The organism is Actinokineospora alba, from assembly GCF_004362515.1.
GTDB lineage: Bacteria > Actinomycetota > Actinomycetes > Mycobacteriales > Pseudonocardiaceae > Actinokineospora > Actinokineospora alba.
In genome coordinates, this window is record NZ_SNXU01000001.1 from 2,800,116 (window position 1) to 2,815,828 (window position 15,713).

At 65.8% G+C, this 15,713-nt stretch carries 14 protein-coding genes; 6 read left to right on the plus strand and 8 right to left on the minus strand.

Translation table 11 applies throughout. The features are described 5' to 3' along the window. Positions 1 to 704: 704 nt before the first annotated feature. Genes C8E96_RS13315 through C8E96_RS13330 form a run of 4 tightly spaced genes read right to left on the minus strand, consistent with a single transcriptional unit; the run spans position 705 to position 4,976 of the window. Positions 705 to 1,418 carry an ABC transporter ATP-binding protein gene (locus tag C8E96_RS13315; RefSeq protein ID WP_091384364.1) on the minus strand — a complete coding sequence of 238 codons (714 nt, stop codon included), beginning with the start codon at positions 1,416 to 1,418 and terminating at the stop codon, positions 705 to 707. Further along, on the minus strand, positions 1,415 to 2,314 hold the full coding sequence (locus C8E96_RS13320; protein WP_091384367.1) for an ABC transporter ATP-binding protein: 900 nt from the start codon (positions 2,312 to 2,314) through the stop codon (positions 1,415 to 1,417). Before C8E96_RS13320 ends, C8E96_RS13315 begins: the two co-directional genes overlap by 4 nt. After that, positions 2,311 to 4,050, minus strand: a complete 1,740-nt coding sequence (locus C8E96_RS13325; protein WP_091384370.1) for a branched-chain amino acid ABC transporter permease — start codon at positions 4,048 to 4,050, stop codon at positions 2,311 to 2,313. The genes C8E96_RS13320 and C8E96_RS13325 overlap by 4 nt, the downstream gene beginning before the upstream one ends. Beyond that, a complete protein-coding gene (locus C8E96_RS13330) occupies positions 4,047 to 4,976 on the minus strand; it encodes a branched-chain amino acid ABC transporter permease (RefSeq protein WP_091384375.1) in 930 nt (309 codons plus the stop codon). The genes C8E96_RS13325 and C8E96_RS13330 overlap by 4 nt, the downstream gene beginning before the upstream one ends. A 1,482-nt stretch (positions 4,977 to 6,458) precedes the next feature. On the opposite strand from C8E96_RS13330, the gene C8E96_RS13335 reads away from it, so the two are divergent. Further along, on the plus strand, positions 6,459 to 6,695 hold the full coding sequence (locus C8E96_RS13335; RefSeq protein WP_091384380.1) for a MerR family transcriptional regulator: 237 nt from the start codon (positions 6,459 to 6,461) through the stop codon (positions 6,693 to 6,695). Next, entirely contained in the window at positions 6,692 to 7,672 is a 981-nt protein-coding gene (locus C8E96_RS13340) for an aldo/keto reductase (protein WP_091384384.1), read from the plus strand. The genes C8E96_RS13335 and C8E96_RS13340 overlap by 4 nt, the downstream gene beginning before the upstream one ends. On the opposite strand, the gene C8E96_RS33230 is transcribed toward C8E96_RS13340, so the two are convergent. Continuing rightward, a complete protein-coding gene (locus C8E96_RS33230; protein ID WP_166657973.1) occupies positions 7,669 to 7,806 on the minus strand; it encodes a hypothetical protein in 138 nt (45 codons plus the stop codon). The genes C8E96_RS13340 and C8E96_RS33230 overlap by 4 nt on opposite strands. 539 nt (positions 7,807 to 8,345) lie before the next feature. Between C8E96_RS33230 and C8E96_RS13345 the strand changes: the two genes are divergently transcribed. Continuing rightward, positions 8,346 to 8,573 (plus strand): hypothetical protein, encoded by a 228-nt coding sequence (locus tag C8E96_RS13345; RefSeq protein WP_133794396.1) that lies wholly within the window; start codon positions 8,346 to 8,348, stop codon positions 8,571 to 8,573. Positions 8,574 to 8,707: 134 nt separating this feature from the next. Here the strand turns inward: C8E96_RS13345 and C8E96_RS13350 are convergent, their stop codons facing one another. After that, a complete protein-coding gene (locus C8E96_RS13350) occupies positions 8,708 to 8,977 on the minus strand; it encodes a hypothetical protein (protein ID WP_091384388.1) in 270 nt (89 codons plus the stop codon). Between the two features lie 23 nt (positions 8,978 to 9,000). Continuing rightward, on the minus strand, positions 9,001 to 9,537 hold the full coding sequence (locus C8E96_RS13355) for a helix-turn-helix transcriptional regulator (RefSeq protein WP_228770375.1): 537 nt from the start codon (positions 9,535 to 9,537) through the stop codon (positions 9,001 to 9,003). 761 nt (positions 9,538 to 10,298) lie between these two features. Here C8E96_RS13355 and C8E96_RS13360 point away from each other — a divergent pair. From C8E96_RS13360 to C8E96_RS13370, 3 genes are all read left to right on the plus strand, one after another. Next, positions 10,299 to 12,554, plus strand: a complete 2,256-nt coding sequence (locus C8E96_RS13360) for a helix-turn-helix domain-containing protein (protein ID WP_166657974.1) — start codon at positions 10,299 to 10,301, stop codon at positions 12,552 to 12,554. Positions 12,555 to 12,829: 275 nt separating this feature from the next. After that, on the plus strand, positions 12,830 to 14,293 hold the full coding sequence (locus tag C8E96_RS13365; RefSeq protein WP_143116547.1) for a hypothetical protein: 1,464 nt from the start codon (positions 12,830 to 12,832) through the stop codon (positions 14,291 to 14,293). Beyond that, entirely contained in the window at positions 14,290 to 15,075 is a 786-nt protein-coding gene (locus tag C8E96_RS13370; protein WP_091384400.1) for an SDR family NAD(P)-dependent oxidoreductase, read from the plus strand. Before C8E96_RS13365 ends, C8E96_RS13370 begins: the two co-directional genes overlap by 4 nt. 20 nt (positions 15,076 to 15,095) lie before the next feature. Here the strand turns inward: C8E96_RS13370 and C8E96_RS13375 are convergent, their stop codons facing one another. Then, positions 15,096 to 15,488 carry a CAP domain-containing protein gene (locus tag C8E96_RS13375; protein ID WP_091384408.1) on the minus strand — a complete coding sequence of 131 codons (393 nt, stop codon included), beginning with the start codon at positions 15,486 to 15,488 and terminating at the stop codon, positions 15,096 to 15,098. Positions 15,489 to 15,713 lie beyond the last annotated feature (225 nt).

A 15,713-nucleotide genomic window follows, 5' to 3' on the forward strand; every position in this document is an offset into this window, starting at 1 on the left:
GTCACCGACAGACCGAGGGGGACCTTTCGGTGCCTGTTCATGGTGACCTGTTCATTCTCACGGTGCGGCACGTGGCGGTCTAGCGACGGCGCCACGATGTGCACTTTGATGCCATTCGACTTGCACAAAGGCCCACACGCAAATCTGGATCCACTGATCTCCCTGAGCTATTGGATGGCGGTGCCCCTCTCTAGAAGCGCAAGCGTGCGCACGCGTTCCCTGTATCGCACGTCTGCCCCGATGACCACGGCCTAGATCCGCTGTCAGCACGAGGCGTCTCCGTACTCGAGCGGAGTCACGACGTTGAGGTGTTGTGCTGGTACGGGTCGGGCAGGGATTCCGAGCGTGAGTGAGTCGCGGTGGCAGTGTCTCCAGTCGTCGACTGGGCACTTGCTTCGCTGAACGCCCTGTGAGACGCAGCTCGCGCTGGATCTCACACACACAAGTGGAACCACGTCTGCCGGGCTGGCTATGAGCTGGGCGCATAACCATGTGCGGGAGTGACCTACAAGACGGGAACGGTCCCGTTACCACTACGTGCGTCACTGAGCTGGCGACGACAGTCCAACAGGATCGTTTCGCGGTGTTGAAAGCGTCGATCATGTGGCTCTGCACTGATTCTTCGTCTCGGTTCGATGCTGTTGGCGGCCGCCAACAGCATCGAACCTTCACCTGCGACGTGGGTAGTCTCAGGGTGAGCGACCCTAGTCCTCGCCGAGGTAGGCCGCACGCACACGGGTGTCGGCCAGCAGGTCGTGACCCGGGCCTTCCAGCGTCGTACGACCCAGGTCGACCACGTAACCGCGGTCGGACAAGGCGAGAGCAGCCAGGGCGTTCTGCTCGACCAGCAGGATCGTCGTGCCCTGCGACTGCAGCTCGGAGATGGTGTCGAAGATGCGCTGGGTCATGATCGGCGACAACCCCATCGAGGGCTCGTCGAGCATGAGCAGGCGCGGCTTGGACATCATCGCCCGGCCGATGGCGAGCATCTGCTGCTCACCACCGGAGAACAGGCCCGCCTTCTGGTTGCGGCGCTGTCCGAGCACCGGGAACAGTTCGTAGACCCGCTCCATGTCCTTCGCGACGCCGTTGTCCTTGCGGACGTAGGCGCCCAGGTGCAGGTTCTCCTCGACCGTCATTCGGCCGAAGAGCCGCCGTCCCTCGGGGCAGTGCGACACACCCTTTTCCAGGATCTCGTGCGCGGCGGCGTCGGCGATCGACTTCCCCTCGAACAGGATGTCGCCCGCCTTGGGCCGCAGGAGCCCGGAGATGGTGCGCAGCGTCGTGGTCTTGCCCGCGCCGTTGCTGCCGATGAGGCTGACGATCTGGCCCTCTTCGACGGAGAACGAGACGTCCCGGACGGCTTCGATCGCGCCGTAGGCGACGCTGAGGTTGCGTACCTCTAGCAGTGCGGTCACTGCTGTCCTCCCTCGTTGGGGCGTGGATCGCGGATCGGCTCCATGATCGCGGTGCGCTCAGCCGCGCTGTCCCGATGATGGGTTTCCGACGCGTAGCCGAGCACCTCCGCCTGGACCTCCTCCGGGGGCTTGCCGAGGTAGGCCTCGATGACCCGGGGGTCAGCGCGGACGACCTCGGGGGTGCCCTCCACGAGCAGTTCGCCCTGCACGAGAACCGACACGTGGTCACACAGCGAGAAGATGAACTTCGTGTCGTGCTCGATGACCACCACGGCGATGCCCAGCCCGCGGATCGCGAAGATCAGCTGTCGGGCGGCCTCGGTCTCCTGCGGGTTCATGCCCGCCGTCGGCTCGTCGAGCAGCAGGACGGCCGGGTCGGTGGCCAGTGCTCGGGCGATCTCCAGGCGGCGCTGGTCGCCGTAGGGCAGGTTCCGCGCGAGTTCGTCGTCCAGACCGGACAGACCGACGAAGTCGAGCAGCTCCAGGCCGCGCTTCCGCGCGTCGGCCTCGCCCTTCTTGAACGCGGGGCCGTGGAACAGCGACGCGAGGGGGCCCTGCTTCATCCGCGAGTGCCGTCCCACCAGGACGTTCTCCAGCGCGGTCATGCTGGGGAACAGCCGGATGTTCTGGAACGTGCGCGCCACACCCGCGACGGTGACCGCGGCCGGGTCGCTGGGCAGCGTGCGCCCCTTGAGCCGGACCGAGCCGCGGCTCGGGGTGTAGAGGCCGGTGAGGCAGTTGAAGAACGTGGTCTTGCCCGCGCCGTTGGGACCGATCAGCCCGAGGATCTGGCCCTCGTGCAGCTCGATGTTGACGTTCTTGAGCGCGGTCAGACCACCGAAGATCATCGTGACGTCGGTCGCCGAGAGCACCGGCGTGTTGCTCGTCGTGGTCATCGGGCCACCTCCGCCTTGGCGCCGCCGGGGGTGTCGTCGGGCACGTTGAGCTCCTCGATCGGCCGCCCTTCGGCGCCCTCGTTGGCCAACTCGGCACGTCGGTGCCGGTCGGGCACCAGGCCTTGCGGGCGGAACCGCATGATCAGCACGAGCGCGAAGCCGAACAGGATCAGGCGGTAGTCGGAGAACTCACGCAGCTTCTCCGGCAGCACCAGCAGCAGCGCCGCACCCAGGACGGCGCCGGGGATGGACCCCATGCCGCCGAGGATGACCGCCGCGAGCAGCGTGACCGACTCGATGAACTGGAAGCTGTCGTAGGCCACCGTCGAGGTCTTGTGCGCGAACACCGCACCGGCCACACCGGCCAGGGTCGCGCCGATCAGGAAGGCGAGGATCTTCGCCTGCCCGGTCTTGATACCCATGGCGCGCGCGGCGTCCTCGTCCTCGCGGATCGCGATCCAGGCACGGCCGATCCGCGAGTTCTTCAGGTTCGCGAACACGACCATGACCAGCGCGACGAGCACGACGATCAGCACGTAGTACAGGACACCCGAGGGCAGCTTGACCGCGCCGATGGTCAGCGAGTCGTCGAAGCCCTTGCCGAACGCGCTCAGCGGCGGCACACCGGGGATCGCGTTCGCGCCACCGGTCAGGCCGCCGATGTCGTTCTGCGCCGACTTCTTGAAGATCTCACCGAAGGCCAGCGTCACGATCGCCAGGTAGTCACCTCGCACGCGCAGCGTCGGCGAGCCGACCACCGCGCCGAAGATGCCCGCGACGACCGCGGCGATGATCGCGGCCACGATGAACGGCAGCTCACCCTCGATGCCCAGCTTGGACGTCACCGCACCGGAGAAGTTCGCCGCGACGAACGCGCCGATGCCCAGGAACGCCACATAACCGAGGTCGAGCAGACCGGCGAGGCCGACGACGATGTTCAGACCGATCGCGGTCGCGGCGTAGACGCCGATGTTGGCCGCGGTGGTCATCCAGTAGTCGGTGCCCGCCTCGGTGAACGGCAGCGCCAGCGCGCAGGCCAGCAGCACGATGATGCTGAACCACTTGTGCTCGTCCGACAGCCGCGAGATCCAGCCGGTCAGGCCGATCCCGTGCAGCGCGCCGAGCGCGCCTGCCAGGAAGCCCAGCAGCGACAGGAAGATCGGGCCCGCGTACGGGTTGCCGACACCGCCCTGTCCACCGGCGTTGAGCATCATCGCCACGATCAGCAGCAGACCGACGAACGCGACCACCAACACCGCGTAGGCGACCAAGAAATGAACCTTGGTGTCCCAGTGCGGGATGGGCTCGATCTCCCCGGCGTTGGCCGAGACGACGATCAGCACGCCGGCGACGATGGCGACGATGCCGCCGAAGGCGTACTTGCCGTCGATCGCGGTGATCGCGCCGAGGCCGCCGCCGCCGAACAGGATGAACAGGGTGTTGATGATCGCCACCCCGAGCAGGCCCCAGCCGAGCGCGCGCTGCACCCGGTTGCGGACCTTGAGCGGGGTGAACACGACCACCAGCACCGCGATGCCCAGCAGCAGCGTGTGCAGGCGGAACCCGCTCACCGCGAACGGCGCGTCGAAGAACTGCAGGGTGGCCTTGTCGGGGTAGGCGCCGTCATTGAGGGTGAACGTCACCCACGGCAGCAGCGCCGCGATGATCGCGAGCACGCCACCGACGATGGTGAGCGTCCGCGCGAGCGCCGGGCTCAATGTCTCCTTGAGGCTCATGCGCGCACCCTTTCCGGCTCACCGAACAGACCCTGCGGCCGGAACACCAACACCGCGATCAGGATGACGAAGATCCACACCAGGTCGTACTGCGTCCCGCCGGGCATGTACTGGCCCGACAGCGTCTTGACGATCCCGATGGCGAACCCGCCGATGACCGCGCCCTTGATGCTGCCGACGCCGCCCAGCACCGCCGCGGTGAACGCGAAGATGCCGTAGAGGAAGCCGACTTCGGTGTCGACGTTGGTGATCTGGATGCCGTAGAGCACGCCCGCGATGCCCGCAAGGGCGGCACCGATGACGAAGGTCAACACGATCGTGCGGTTCGGGTTGACGCCCATCAGCCGGGCGGTGTCCGGGTCCTGCGCGGTGGCGCGCATGGCTCGGCCCATCCGGGACTTGGTGATGTAGGTCTGCAGGACCACCGCACCGACGATCGAGACCGCGATCATCAGCAACGCGGTCGACCCGATGGTGATCGTGCCGCCGAAGACCTCAAGGGTGTACTGCTTGTCGATGAAGACCCGCGGGAACGGGACCGGAGCGGTCGCGCCCGGGTACCACAGGCGGACCGCTTCCTTCAGAACGACCGAGACCCCGAGCGCGGTGATCAACGGAGCCAGCCGGGGCGCGTTGCGCAGCGGACGGTAGGCGAACCGTTCCATGATCACCGCAAGGATCACGGCGACGAGCGCACCACCAAGAGCCATCAAAGGAAGAGCGACCCACCAGTCGCTCTTCCAGCTATCGGGCAGGACATAGGAGTAAGTCGCGAGCGAGGCGAACCCGCCCACCATGAAGACCTCGCCATGGGCGAAGTTGATCAACTGGATGATGCCGTACACCATCGTGTAGCCCAGCGCGATGAGCGCGATCAAGCCGCCCAGCACGAGGCCGTTAATAAGCTGCTGTAGCAGCGTGGCCACGCCTACCTCCACAATTGCGTGGGGCGAGCAGGTTGGCTCGCCCCACGGTGTTGGTCTCTTGCTCGCCTAGATAGCGAGCGCGATCAAATTGAAGCGGAACTTTCACCAAGTCATGACGATTGAGGTGTGCGGATTCCTTTTCCTGTCAATGACAACCGAATCGGTTCGTATCCCCGTGCTGCGGGACCTATGGTTTGGCCATATCGATCGGATGATGTCGCCTAGTCGCACCGGTCAGTGCCTCTCGTTTAGCGGGCGAAGGACCTCACCGTTTGCACTATCGCTTCTGCGACTGGAAGCCATCGTCGTGTCGGGTCGACCGGACAGGTCCAACTCGCCGGTTCGTTACTGATAACGCTCGGAGGGAGCGGTACGGTGCCCGGGCTGTGGAGAATTGAAACAGCAGGCGGCAAGCCAACCTGCGACCACACCTCACCGTTTCCGTCCGCGATAAACATCGACCTGTTGACACCGCCAAGACTGATCAGGGGTGCGTGAATCCCGTAGCTAATCAATCGTGTGAGAGTTCGCTCCGCGAGAACAGTTGGCATCACGAGCGCCAATTGCCCTCCGTTCAGTCTTAGCTCAACTTTCTCGCCGACGCGAATGGTCGGCCAGGCCATCATTGCTCGATACCAGTCTGTGGCATCGGACAGCTCGTGGAATCCATGTGGGAAGGGAGCCACCTCGCCGAGGGCTCCGTTTCCGTCGACTCGCGTCCCGCCGTTCACGGTTCAACCATCTCTCGGTCGAGTCAGGGGCAATCGTGCTGTGCAGTGTGGGCGTCAATGGCACGGACTGGGCGGAGGTTCGATGTCGCATCGCTGGCTGACTCAAGGGGTCGACAAAGGCATTTATGAAAGGGTGGTGACACCCTGGTGCCGCGGTGTTCGCCATCAGACGCCGGTCGGCCGGGGGTGCATCTCGATAGTCCGGCTGGTAAGTCTCTCAACGACCGGGGATGGTCACTCGTCCGTGGCCAACTCGTCACATCCTCCTGCTTCTCGTCGACGTATCCGCCGTATGTCGTGAAATAGCCAACCTATGGATTCACCCCAGCCTGAACACTCGGTGGACGCAGAGTGTCTAACTTATCCTGTAGTGACGGGCCGTGTTGTTCAATCCGATCGACTGGTCTTGCCTGTTCTTACATAAAGTTGTGTCCGATTGGGCGAACCAACTTTGGACAACCGAGCCGCGGACTGTGCGGTGTGCTCGCTGAACTCGAGTTGGCCGCCCAAGTCCGGGGCGCGGATCTGGTCAGTTCGATCGCCTTGCGCCCACACGGAAGACACGCGGACCGCGTGGCCGTCAAGGCTCCGCTGACTCATCGCCGAAGGCGTCCTGGCTTGTCCGCCAGAAGACGGATGGCCTTGAGTGCTTGCAATGCTTGACAACCGCAGGGATTCTGAGTGCTGTGTGTGGGCTGCTGGCGCCATTCGGGCGAGCAGCGCTCCCCTAGATCAGGGAGGGAGGCATCTCGTGCTGCCGTTCCTGACCAAGCAGTGCATAACCGGCGTGCCTGTCCCGGACGTGCGCGTGTGCGCCGCCCTGTGCAGGCAGGGACCGGTCACCGTGGCTCCGCGCAAGGAAATCCTGGAGCGGCACCGCGACGACGTCCGCGAGCGCATCCGCCAGTTGCTCGGGTGCCTCGACATCCTCGACTACAAGATCGACAATTACGACCGCCTCGCGCGGTCCCAGGAGGCTTCTGCATGAACACCCGTTTGTTGCGTGATTTGCGAGTCGGCGCCCAGGGGCTCGGCTGCCTGGGGATGAGCGGGTTCTACGGCAAGACCGACGACACCGAGTCGATCGCCACCATCCACGCCGCGCTCGACAACGGCGTCACCCTGCTCGACACCGCGGACATGTACGGCCCGCACACCAACGAGGTTCTGGTCGGCAAGGCCATCGCCGACCGTCGCGACCAGGTCGTCCTGGCCACGAAGTTCGGCGTCGTCCACGACCCGGCCAACGCCAAAGCTCGGAACTTGCGCGGCGACGCGGCGTACGTCCGGACCGCATGCGAGGCCTCATTGAAGCGGCTCGGGGTGGACCACATCGACCTGTACTACCAGCATCGGGTCGACCCGAACACGCCGATCGAGGAGACCGTCGGGGCGATGGCGGAGCTGGTGCGGGAGGGCAAGGTCCGCCACCTCGGCCTGTCGGAGGCGGGCGCGCAGACCATCCGCCGGGCGAACGCCGTCCACCCGATCACGGCACTGCAGAGCGAGTGGTCGCTGTGGACCCGGGACCTGGAGGACGAGGTCCTGCCGGTCGCGCGCGAGTTGGGTATCGGCATCGTGGCGTACTCCCCGCTGGGCCGCGGCTTCCTGACCGGGCGGTTCACCTCGCGGGCCGATCTGCCCGAGGGCGACCAGCGCGACCAGTTCCAGCCGCGCTTCACCGAGGGCAACTTCGAGCAGAACCTGGGCATCGCCGAACGGCTGCGCGCCATGGCCGCCGAGCGTGGGGTCACCGCGGGCCAACTTGCCTTGGCGTGGGTGCACAGCCGCGGCGTTGACGTCGTCCCGATCCCGGGCACGAAGCGTCGCACGTATCTGTTGGAGAATCTCGCCGCCGTCGATCTGATTCTCACCCCAGAGGACATCAAAGCCCTGGAAGCGGCCGTGCCGACACCGGCGGGTGCCCGCTACCTCCCGGAATACCTCAGCACCACCAACCGCTAGAGGAGGTGGGCGGCGACGGTGGCGTGCCGCCTGCCCCGCGAGGTGATGGCGATGCCGCAGTCACGGTAGCGCGCCGTGCGGAGGTTGTGGTTGCCCAGTTTGGGCCGCCCGAATTCCTCCACGCGGCCAGGCATTCATGTTCGGCGGCTACCGAAGCATCTTGAGCGGTCAGCTCCGCTTCGCCGTCGTCGTAGTCGGCGCCATCCAACACGCCGAGATCCGACAGGATCCACGGGGTGAACTCGTCGGTGCTCTCGGTCTTCGAGTCCTTGTGCATCACACTGTCCTCCGGAAACTCGACTGCCCGACAACTCCCTGCCCGGCAATCGAATGGGGCCGGGTCACCACGATTCCAGTCGGCGGTCGTGCTGGGGAGAGCTTCGCGGTGTCACGGAATGGACGCACCTGAAATGTGGCCCGAACGGACGTCCATCGCCTCGCCGCCGAGAGTCTGCAGCGACGCGTGCAGCGGAAGGAATCCTGGCCGACTCGACGCAGGGTGCAGGAGAGCCTATGAGCCAGAACGGTTCTTCCAGCGTTTCGACCAGGGATGCCTTGACGTCGTGTCGGGGCAACGAACGATGGTGCTTTGGGCAGACTCCGGCATCTCGTGTGGCGAGATGCCGCCCCAGTCACGCAACCTGGGTGCAGTCGAGGACGAACGGTGGGGGTTATGAACGAGCTTGAAAACGTACTGAGCGCGATGGGATGTGAATTGACGAGGTCTGGCCAACTAGAGGCGGCGCAGAATCTGCTCGAATTCAGGACGGCCACCGCAGCAGCTGGTGAATTGTTGGAAGCCATCGAACGAGGCGACCGCGCGTCCGTCGAGTTCCACACCGAACTACTCGGGCGTCAGGTGCGCGAAGGGCGACCGCTGAACTTCCAGGTCGACGGGTAGCCGGCGGTGTCTCGGTTTCCGGGCGGCGAAAGCGGCCATCGTGAAGATCGGTCGGACAGTCCTTTGTGGTCTGTATGCGAGGCCGCGTCGGGCGTCCACCTCGCAACTCTTCACAGGGATGTCGCTGCGGCCTGTCACGCGCTGTTGAGGTGTGGAAGGGAAGCATTGAGCGCCGACGCGCCGAGGGTGGTCAGGATGGCGGTTACGCGCTCACCTACCGCTGCCAGATTGGCAGCTCTGATGAGTCCCAGGTGTACAAGCCTGTGCACCGCGTTCTGGTCGCATGCCGCTAATCCGTCGATGAACATGTCGGGTTCGCAGCTGATGGTGAGCTGGGTGCGGCCGCTCGCCACCGCGCGCAGCAGGGCGAAGTCCCTGTGGGACAACATCGTCTCGTCTGTCATCTCGTCACCTCGAATGGTCGGCGTCAGATAAGGCCCTGACGGAGCGCGTAGCCCACGGCGTGGGCGCGATTGCGCAGGTTGAGCCTGCTCAACATGTTGTGCAGAACGTTCTTGACCGTGCGTTCGGAGTAGATCAACCGCTCAGCGATCTCAGCCGTGTCCAGTCCGTCCGCGAGCAGCCGGATGACTTCCGTCTCTCGCTGGGACAGGCCGCTCAGTGTGAGGTCGCGCGGCGTGAGCGTGTTCTCCTGAAGGTTCTTGAGGCCCTGTAACACCGCGCCGAGCTGCTCAGCGGGAAGGTCGCCCCGGCCCTTGCGGGCGTCGGTGATGGCGCGCAGCAGCCGTGACCTGTTCGTCGCCTCCGATCGCGGCACCAGGACGACCAGGCCGTGCTCGATGGCGGACCACAACTCGGCCTGGCGCAGGTCATCTGCGATCAGCACCAGTCGGGCCTTGGTCTCGGTGAGCAGCGTGTGCAGGCCGGCCTCTGGCACGGCGATGATCACATCGGCCTGGCTCGTGTCGTCGACGATCTCGAGCCCTGAGACGTGGCTGAGCATCGCGATCAACCCCGAGGCGACGAGTGGGTCGCTCGCCTGAACAGACAGGCGAACTGCCGCGCGGCGGGCTTGGGAGGTCGTAGCTGAGCGGCGCGAGTCACTCGGCCAGGCGGTGTGGGGAGTCATGCGATTAGAGAACCCCGTGGTGGGCTAAATCACCAAGGCTTCTGGGGCGGCAGCCTTTGGTAGGCGGAAAGCTGCCGGTGCCATTGGGCCTGGTTTCGACCACCTCCGCGGGGCGCTCGGCCCGCTTGTCACGACGGTGTCCGAGCGGGTCCGTTGGTCACGGCGGTGGCTTCGCCGCTTGGGGGAGTGTTTTCCCAGGAAGGAGTGGGTACGGGGCGGTACGTCGGCCAGGTCGTCCAGATCCGATCGAGGGGTGTCCGGAGCCTGCGGCGCACTCAGTCGGACACATCGTAGGGGAGCGATTAGGAAGACCTAGGATTCTTTTAATTATGACTTAATGCCTTTTTGTCTAATTCTGCGCTCTGTTATTGCGGCGGCGCATGTTCGGGTGAGGGAATGGGCACGTGATAGCCGGGAGGATGGTCGAAAAGTGTGCGCGTTCGCCCTCGAATGCGAGTTCGTTCGGGCAACGTCGACCTCCGGTTGGCGGCTTGCTGATCGCCCGAAAGGGTTAGCAGTCCGAGAGTCTGCCCAGATCAGGGCGTTGTGAGCGGTGGATGAGTGCGATTTGCGGCCATCTGGGGCGGTTGTGAGGATGTTTTTCCTCATTGGATTCCACCGGTTCAATACCCGCCGTGACCGATTTGTCAGACTCCACTTCCAATCCGTCGTTCGGCCAAGCCCTGTTGCGCTACCGGACCACACTGGGGCTGTCGCAGGCGGAGTTGGCCCGGTTGTCGGGATTGAGTGTGCGCGCGTTGCGTGAGCTCGAGCGCGGCCGGGCGGCCGCGGCGCAGGAGCGTTCGGCCGCACTGCTGGCGTCGGCTCTGGGGCTCGAGGGCGATGAGCGGGAGTCGTTCGTGTTGCTGGCGAAGGAGGGGAGGCGCCGGTCGGCGCGTTCTGGCAACCGGACGATGTTGTACGCGTTGCCCACCGTGCCGGGTCTGGTCGGACGAGAACCTGAGCTTGAGCGGCTCTCCAGGGAAGCCAAGACCGGTGGCGTTGTCGTGGTGGCCGGGCCGCCTGGAGTCGGTAAGACCGTGCTTGCGGTGGCGGCCGCGGACCGGCTGGCGGCGCAGTTCCCGGACGGCTGCCTCGCACTCGACTTGCGGGGCGTCGACGACCGGCCGATGAAGCCGGGCGTCGCTTTGGAACGGATGTTGACCGCGCTCGGCGTGCCGCCGAGCCGGATCCCGGCGGGGGATGGCGAGCGTGGCTCGTTGTACCGGACGCTGCTCCGCGACCGGCGGGTGTTGGTCGTGCTCGACAACGCCGCCGACGAGGCTCAGGTCCGGCCGCTGCTGGCCAGCGGCGAGCGCGGTCTGACGATCGTGACCTGCCGCCGCGTGCTGGCGGGCCTGGAGGCGGCGCGATGGCTGATGCTGCACGTGTTGCCTGCGGAGAGCGCGATCGACCTGCTCACGTCCATCGTGGGTGAGGATCTTGTGCGGAACGAGCCGGAGGCGGCCAACGAGGTTGTCGCGTTGTGCGGCAGCCTGCCGCTCGCGGTGCGGATCGTGGGCAATCGGCTGGCGGCACGCAGGGGGTGGTCGCTGGCGCATCTGGTGCGGCAGCTGCGGGACGAGCGGATGCGGCTTGATTCGCTGTCGGCGGGTGATTTGCAGCTGCGTTCCGCGTTCGAGGTGTCGTTGCGGCGGCTGTCGCCTATGGCGCAGGTCGTATTCCGCCGCCTCGCGCTCATCCCCGGTGCGCACTTCGACCACGACATGGCCGCGGTGTCCGTCGGGGTGGCCGTGGACAAGATCGATCTGTACCTGGACGAGCTGGTGGAGGCGTCCTTGCTCAATGTCACGTCGGCGTCGAGGCACTTGCAGTTCCACGACCTGCTCCGCCTGTTCGCGCGCGAGTGTCTCGCCAAGGACGAGCCTGAGCAGACCCGGAACCGCCTGCGCGACGCCCTCTACACGCATGTGCTCTGGAAGGCGTCCGCGGCAGGCCGGTTGGTCTACCCGGATGTGTCGTCGGTGCACCCGGACGGTCCATTCCTGTCACAGGCCGAGGCCAAGGAGTGGCTCGACAGCGAGGCGACGAACTGGCTGGCCGCGCAACGTGAGGTCGCCGCGCTCGGCAGGTACCGCGAGGCACTCGACTTCGCCTTGGCGATGCACCGCCATGTGCACGGCCGCGAACTGGAGTATCGCTGGGACGAGGTCTTCGAGATCGGTGTGCGAGCCGCGCGAGAGCTGGGCGACCAGGTCGCGGAGGTCGAGATGCTGACACAGCTCGCCTGGGCGCAGCTCCAGTGCCTCGACGACGGCCACTCCGCGCTCGCGTCGACCCGCGGGGCGCTGTCGCTCGCCCACCAGATCGGCTATCAACGGGGGATCATGGTCGCGCACGCGTGCGCCGGGACGGTGCTGCTCAGTCTTGGCTGTCCGGAAGAAGGCATGAAGCACAACGTACGAGCCTACGAGATGTCGATGGAATACGACTTCTTCGACGTCAGGTTCTCGATGGCGACCGCGTTGGCGACCGCGCTGCAGGTGGGCCGTCGGTTCGAGGAGGCCCTGGACGTGTACCGCACATTGCTGTCGGAGGCCGAGAGCCTGCTCGCCGACACGAACCGGGAAATGATCGTCAAGGTCATCCTCATGCTGCATACGAACATGGGTGACTGCTTCGTGGGACTGGAGCGCTGGGCGCAGGCCGCACACCACTACCACGAGGCGGCGTCGCTGGTCATCGGGAGTGAGCCGGGCGACCGTAGCGAGGCCGAACTCGCACTCTGTGAGGGCATCGCATGGCGCAAGGCCGGCGAGCACCAGCGCGCGAGAACTCGGCTGTCGCTCGCGCTCGACTTGCTCGTCGGACCCGCACACCACGATGACAGGGCACGAGCGGAGGCGGAGCTCGCGTTGCTGCCCGACTGAACTTCAGGAGAACCACGGCTGAAGCGATGATGCACGTTCGGACCAGCAACGATGCCCGAGTGTGCCTTCCGATCGCCCGTTGGAACACGCGCTCGTGGCCGATCGGGTCAGGATCGCTTGGCGTCATCGCCTGCTTCTCATCTGACCGTAGCTTGGGTTCACCAGCCCTGGCACGCCGTGGGGAGTACGCCGTGATGTCAATGTCTCCGGACGACTGGCAGCGTCCAATCGGCAGGCCATCCGCCCGGCTCATGGACGTGCGTTCGTGGTACGGCGTGGTCGCGACGGCTGAAGAACGCCACGTCGTGAACTCCGACCGGCGGGGCGCTGTCGTCACCCGGATCGACGGCGCCCAATCACTTGTGACCGCGTTCGACGCCGCGTCGACCGCGGTCACAAGTGATCTGCTGGGCCACGTCCCAAGCAACGGGCACGGCTGTGAGCAACGTCTGGGCGTGTACGTCCAACCATGCGGCACCCCCACGCTCACGCTGGGGCACGACGGCGTTCGGCTCGGTGACTCCATCCTGGTGGGCCTCGTCGGAGACCGGGCGCAGGTGAAGACCGCGCGTCTCCACACGATGCGTGATAAGGCTGCGCTTCGCATCGGGCTCAGCGACGCTGAACCTCGAGTGGTTTACGGCTTCGGCACGGGCGAGATGCGAGCGCGGACTGGTGACCGTGAGACGGTCGCGCGCGTCGACTCCGATGCCGCTCAGGTCGGATTCACTGACGACGTCGAGCTGCGGGTGACCAGGTCCGACCACGCCGAGGTCCGACGGCAGGGCACCACGTTCGTGCTGGACCCGGACACAGGGCGGACGAAATTCACCTGTGCCGACGGCCTCGCCGAGATCGCCTCTCCGGCGGGATTCGACGTGCGCTGCGCCCGGACGGGATGGCGGGTCACCGCCTCCAGATCCCTGGTCATGATCGAATCCTTTAACGGTCAGATGGCGCGCATCGTATGGAACCAACGCACCGGCGAGCTTGAGGCGCTCGTGTGCGCACACCGCACGCTGTCCACCAAGGAATGGCCGGCGGAAGTGCACGCATGCGATGACTGCGGCGAGGTGCCTGATGCGCTCTGGCGTGGGTCCGTGCTCGAGTTCGAGCTCGCGGGGCTACGTGTGCGTTGGTCAGACGGAACGCTGGAGGCCTCAGCGGGCGACGGACTCACCGTCTCCGGGGCATCGGCTGTGCGGGTGCGGTGGGGCGGCAAGAACCTCGCGATGGACGGTGAGCGCGTGTTGGTGAGCGACGTCGACGAGGACTGGTACGTGACCGCGGACGGTCGCCTCGCCACAGGGGCGAGCACAGTGTCCGCCGGTCGCGCGATCGACGGAACGTTGGAGCTGGCAGTCCGGTCGGCGGGCGACGATGAGACCACGTTGGTGTGGGCGCGCGGCGTGTGCCTCGATGACGGCCGCGGCTTGCGCATGGTGCTCGACGCGTCCGGTCGTGTCGTGTGCACTCCGACATCGCGGGCGGACCACAGCGTGATCGCATCACCGAGTGGCATCGTGAAGATCACCGCGGAGACGGCGACCGTGGACCTCGCAGGCACTGGAGCGGTCCGGTTGCGCGACTCCGGCGTGGAGTCCGGGTTGGCTCAGGTGATCGCGCACTCGCACAGGTCTGGCCGGGGGCAGCATGCGACGATCACGTGCTACGAACTGTTCTCGCTTGCCCCTGTCTGCTCCGCATCCACACTCCCGTTCGAAGAAGGTTTGCCATGAACAGATACCAAGACAAGTCCGTGATCATCACAGGCGCCGCAGGCGCTATCGGCGTGGCTGTCGCAAAACGGCTCGGGCAGGAAGGGGCCAGGCTCCTGCTGGTCGGCAGCGGTCGCACGCCGCTCACGGAGGCGGTGTTCGCCGTCGAGAGTACGGGTGGGAAGTGCGCGACAGTAGAGGTCGACGTTACGACATCGGATGGCGTACAAGCCTATCTGGCCGCCGCCGGCTCTACGTTCGGCCGCGTCGACGTCCTCATCAATCTGGCCGGGATCGAGGGGCACATCGCTCCGCTGACCGAGCAGGACGATGACTCCTTCGACCGGGTGCTGCTCACCAACACGCGATCGGTCTACCTGGGGATCAAGCACGCGGCACCCATCATGATCGAGCAGGGCGGCGGAGTGATCATCAATATGTCGTCGGCCGCAGGGGTGATGGGCATGCCGCTGTTCGGCCCTTACGTGGCAAGCAAACACGCAGTGCTCGGTCTCACCAAGAGCGCCGCATCCGAACTCGGCCCGTACAATGTGCGTGTGGCCGCGGTAATGCCGGGTCCTATCGATTCGCCGATGATCGAACGGCTCGAGCAGGGGGCGGCCAAGGTGCTCGGGTCAGTCGAGGCGGTGCGGGCCGCCTACACCGGGCTGGCCGCGGACAGGCGTTACGGGACCGTGGACGAAGTCGCGGCGGCGGTGGCCTTCATTGGCAGCGACGAGGCCTCCCACATGCACGGAACCTACCTGCGCGTCGACGGCGGTATGTCAGCGCTGTCAGCCTGATCCCGCCCAGAAGCCCAAGGTCAGTAACCGAAGTTCTGGGTCCACCAGTGTCCGTCGGCGTTGTGCAGCAGGCCAACGCCGATTACCCGGAACTCGGGGTTGAGGATGTTGGCCCGGTGGGGACGACTACGCAGCCAAGCCTCCATCACCCGGTGCGGTGTCTCCTGCCCGAACGCGACGTTTTCCCCGGCCGGGTCTGGAAACCCTTCAGCCATCATGCGTTCGAACGGGTCCGGACAACGCGTCAGTTGGTGAGCCAGTACGCGTTGTGCGGCCATATCCGCGCAGTGCCGGCGGGACGAGCGGCGCAGCCGCTCGTCCCGCGTCAGCGCACCTAGCCCATTTCGGGACCTGATGGTGTTGACGAGGCGCGCGACGCGGTCCTCGAACCTTCTGCGTTCGGGTTCTCTCATCCGTATGCGCCCTGCGCCGTCCCTGGTCCCACTCAGCTCCACATAACGAGAGCATCGGCGGCCGACTCCCCTGCGAGCCGGCCGCCGACGGGCACACCGAGTCCCCGCACTCCTGTTGGCGGAAGGAGGGCGAACCGAATCCGGATCGGGTGCCGCTGGACCAGCGTGTTCGACTGCGTGGCAGAGCACAATCCCGGTGGATCACCATTGCCCGTCTTCTTCGCG

Bases quoted from the DNA above. Each gene is read 5' to 3' on its own strand.
- C8E96_RS13320 (WP_091384367.1), bottom strand. From the start codon at position 2,314: ATGACCACGACGAGCAACACGCCGGTGCTCTCGGCGACCGACGTCACG.
- C8E96_RS13375 (WP_091384408.1), bottom strand. From the start codon at position 15,488: ATGAGAGAACCCGAACGCAGAAGGTTCGAGGACCGCGTCGCGCGCCTC.
- C8E96_RS13355 (WP_228770375.1), bottom strand. From the start codon at position 9,537: ATGCTCAGCCACGTCTCAGGGCTCGAGATCGTCGACGACACGAGCCAG.
- C8E96_RS13325 (WP_091384370.1), bottom strand. From the start codon at position 4,050: ATGAGCCTCAAGGAGACATTGAGCCCGGCGCTCGCGCGGACGCTCACC.
- C8E96_RS33230 (WP_166657973.1), bottom strand. From the start codon at position 7,806: ATGCCTGGCCGCGTGGAGGAATTCGGGCGGCCCAAACTGGGCAACCAC.
- C8E96_RS13350 (WP_091384388.1), bottom strand. From the start codon at position 8,977: ATGACAGACGAGACGATGTTGTCCCACAGGGACTTCGCCCTGCTGCGC.
- C8E96_RS13340 (WP_091384384.1), top strand. From the start codon at position 6,692: ATGAACACCCGTTTGTTGCGTGATTTGCGAGTCGGCGCCCAGGGGCTC.
- C8E96_RS13370 (WP_091384400.1), top strand. From the start codon at position 14,290: ATGAACAGATACCAAGACAAGTCCGTGATCATCACAGGCGCCGCAGGC.
- C8E96_RS13345 (WP_133794396.1), top strand. From the start codon at position 8,346: ATGAACGAGCTTGAAAACGTACTGAGCGCGATGGGATGTGAATTGACG.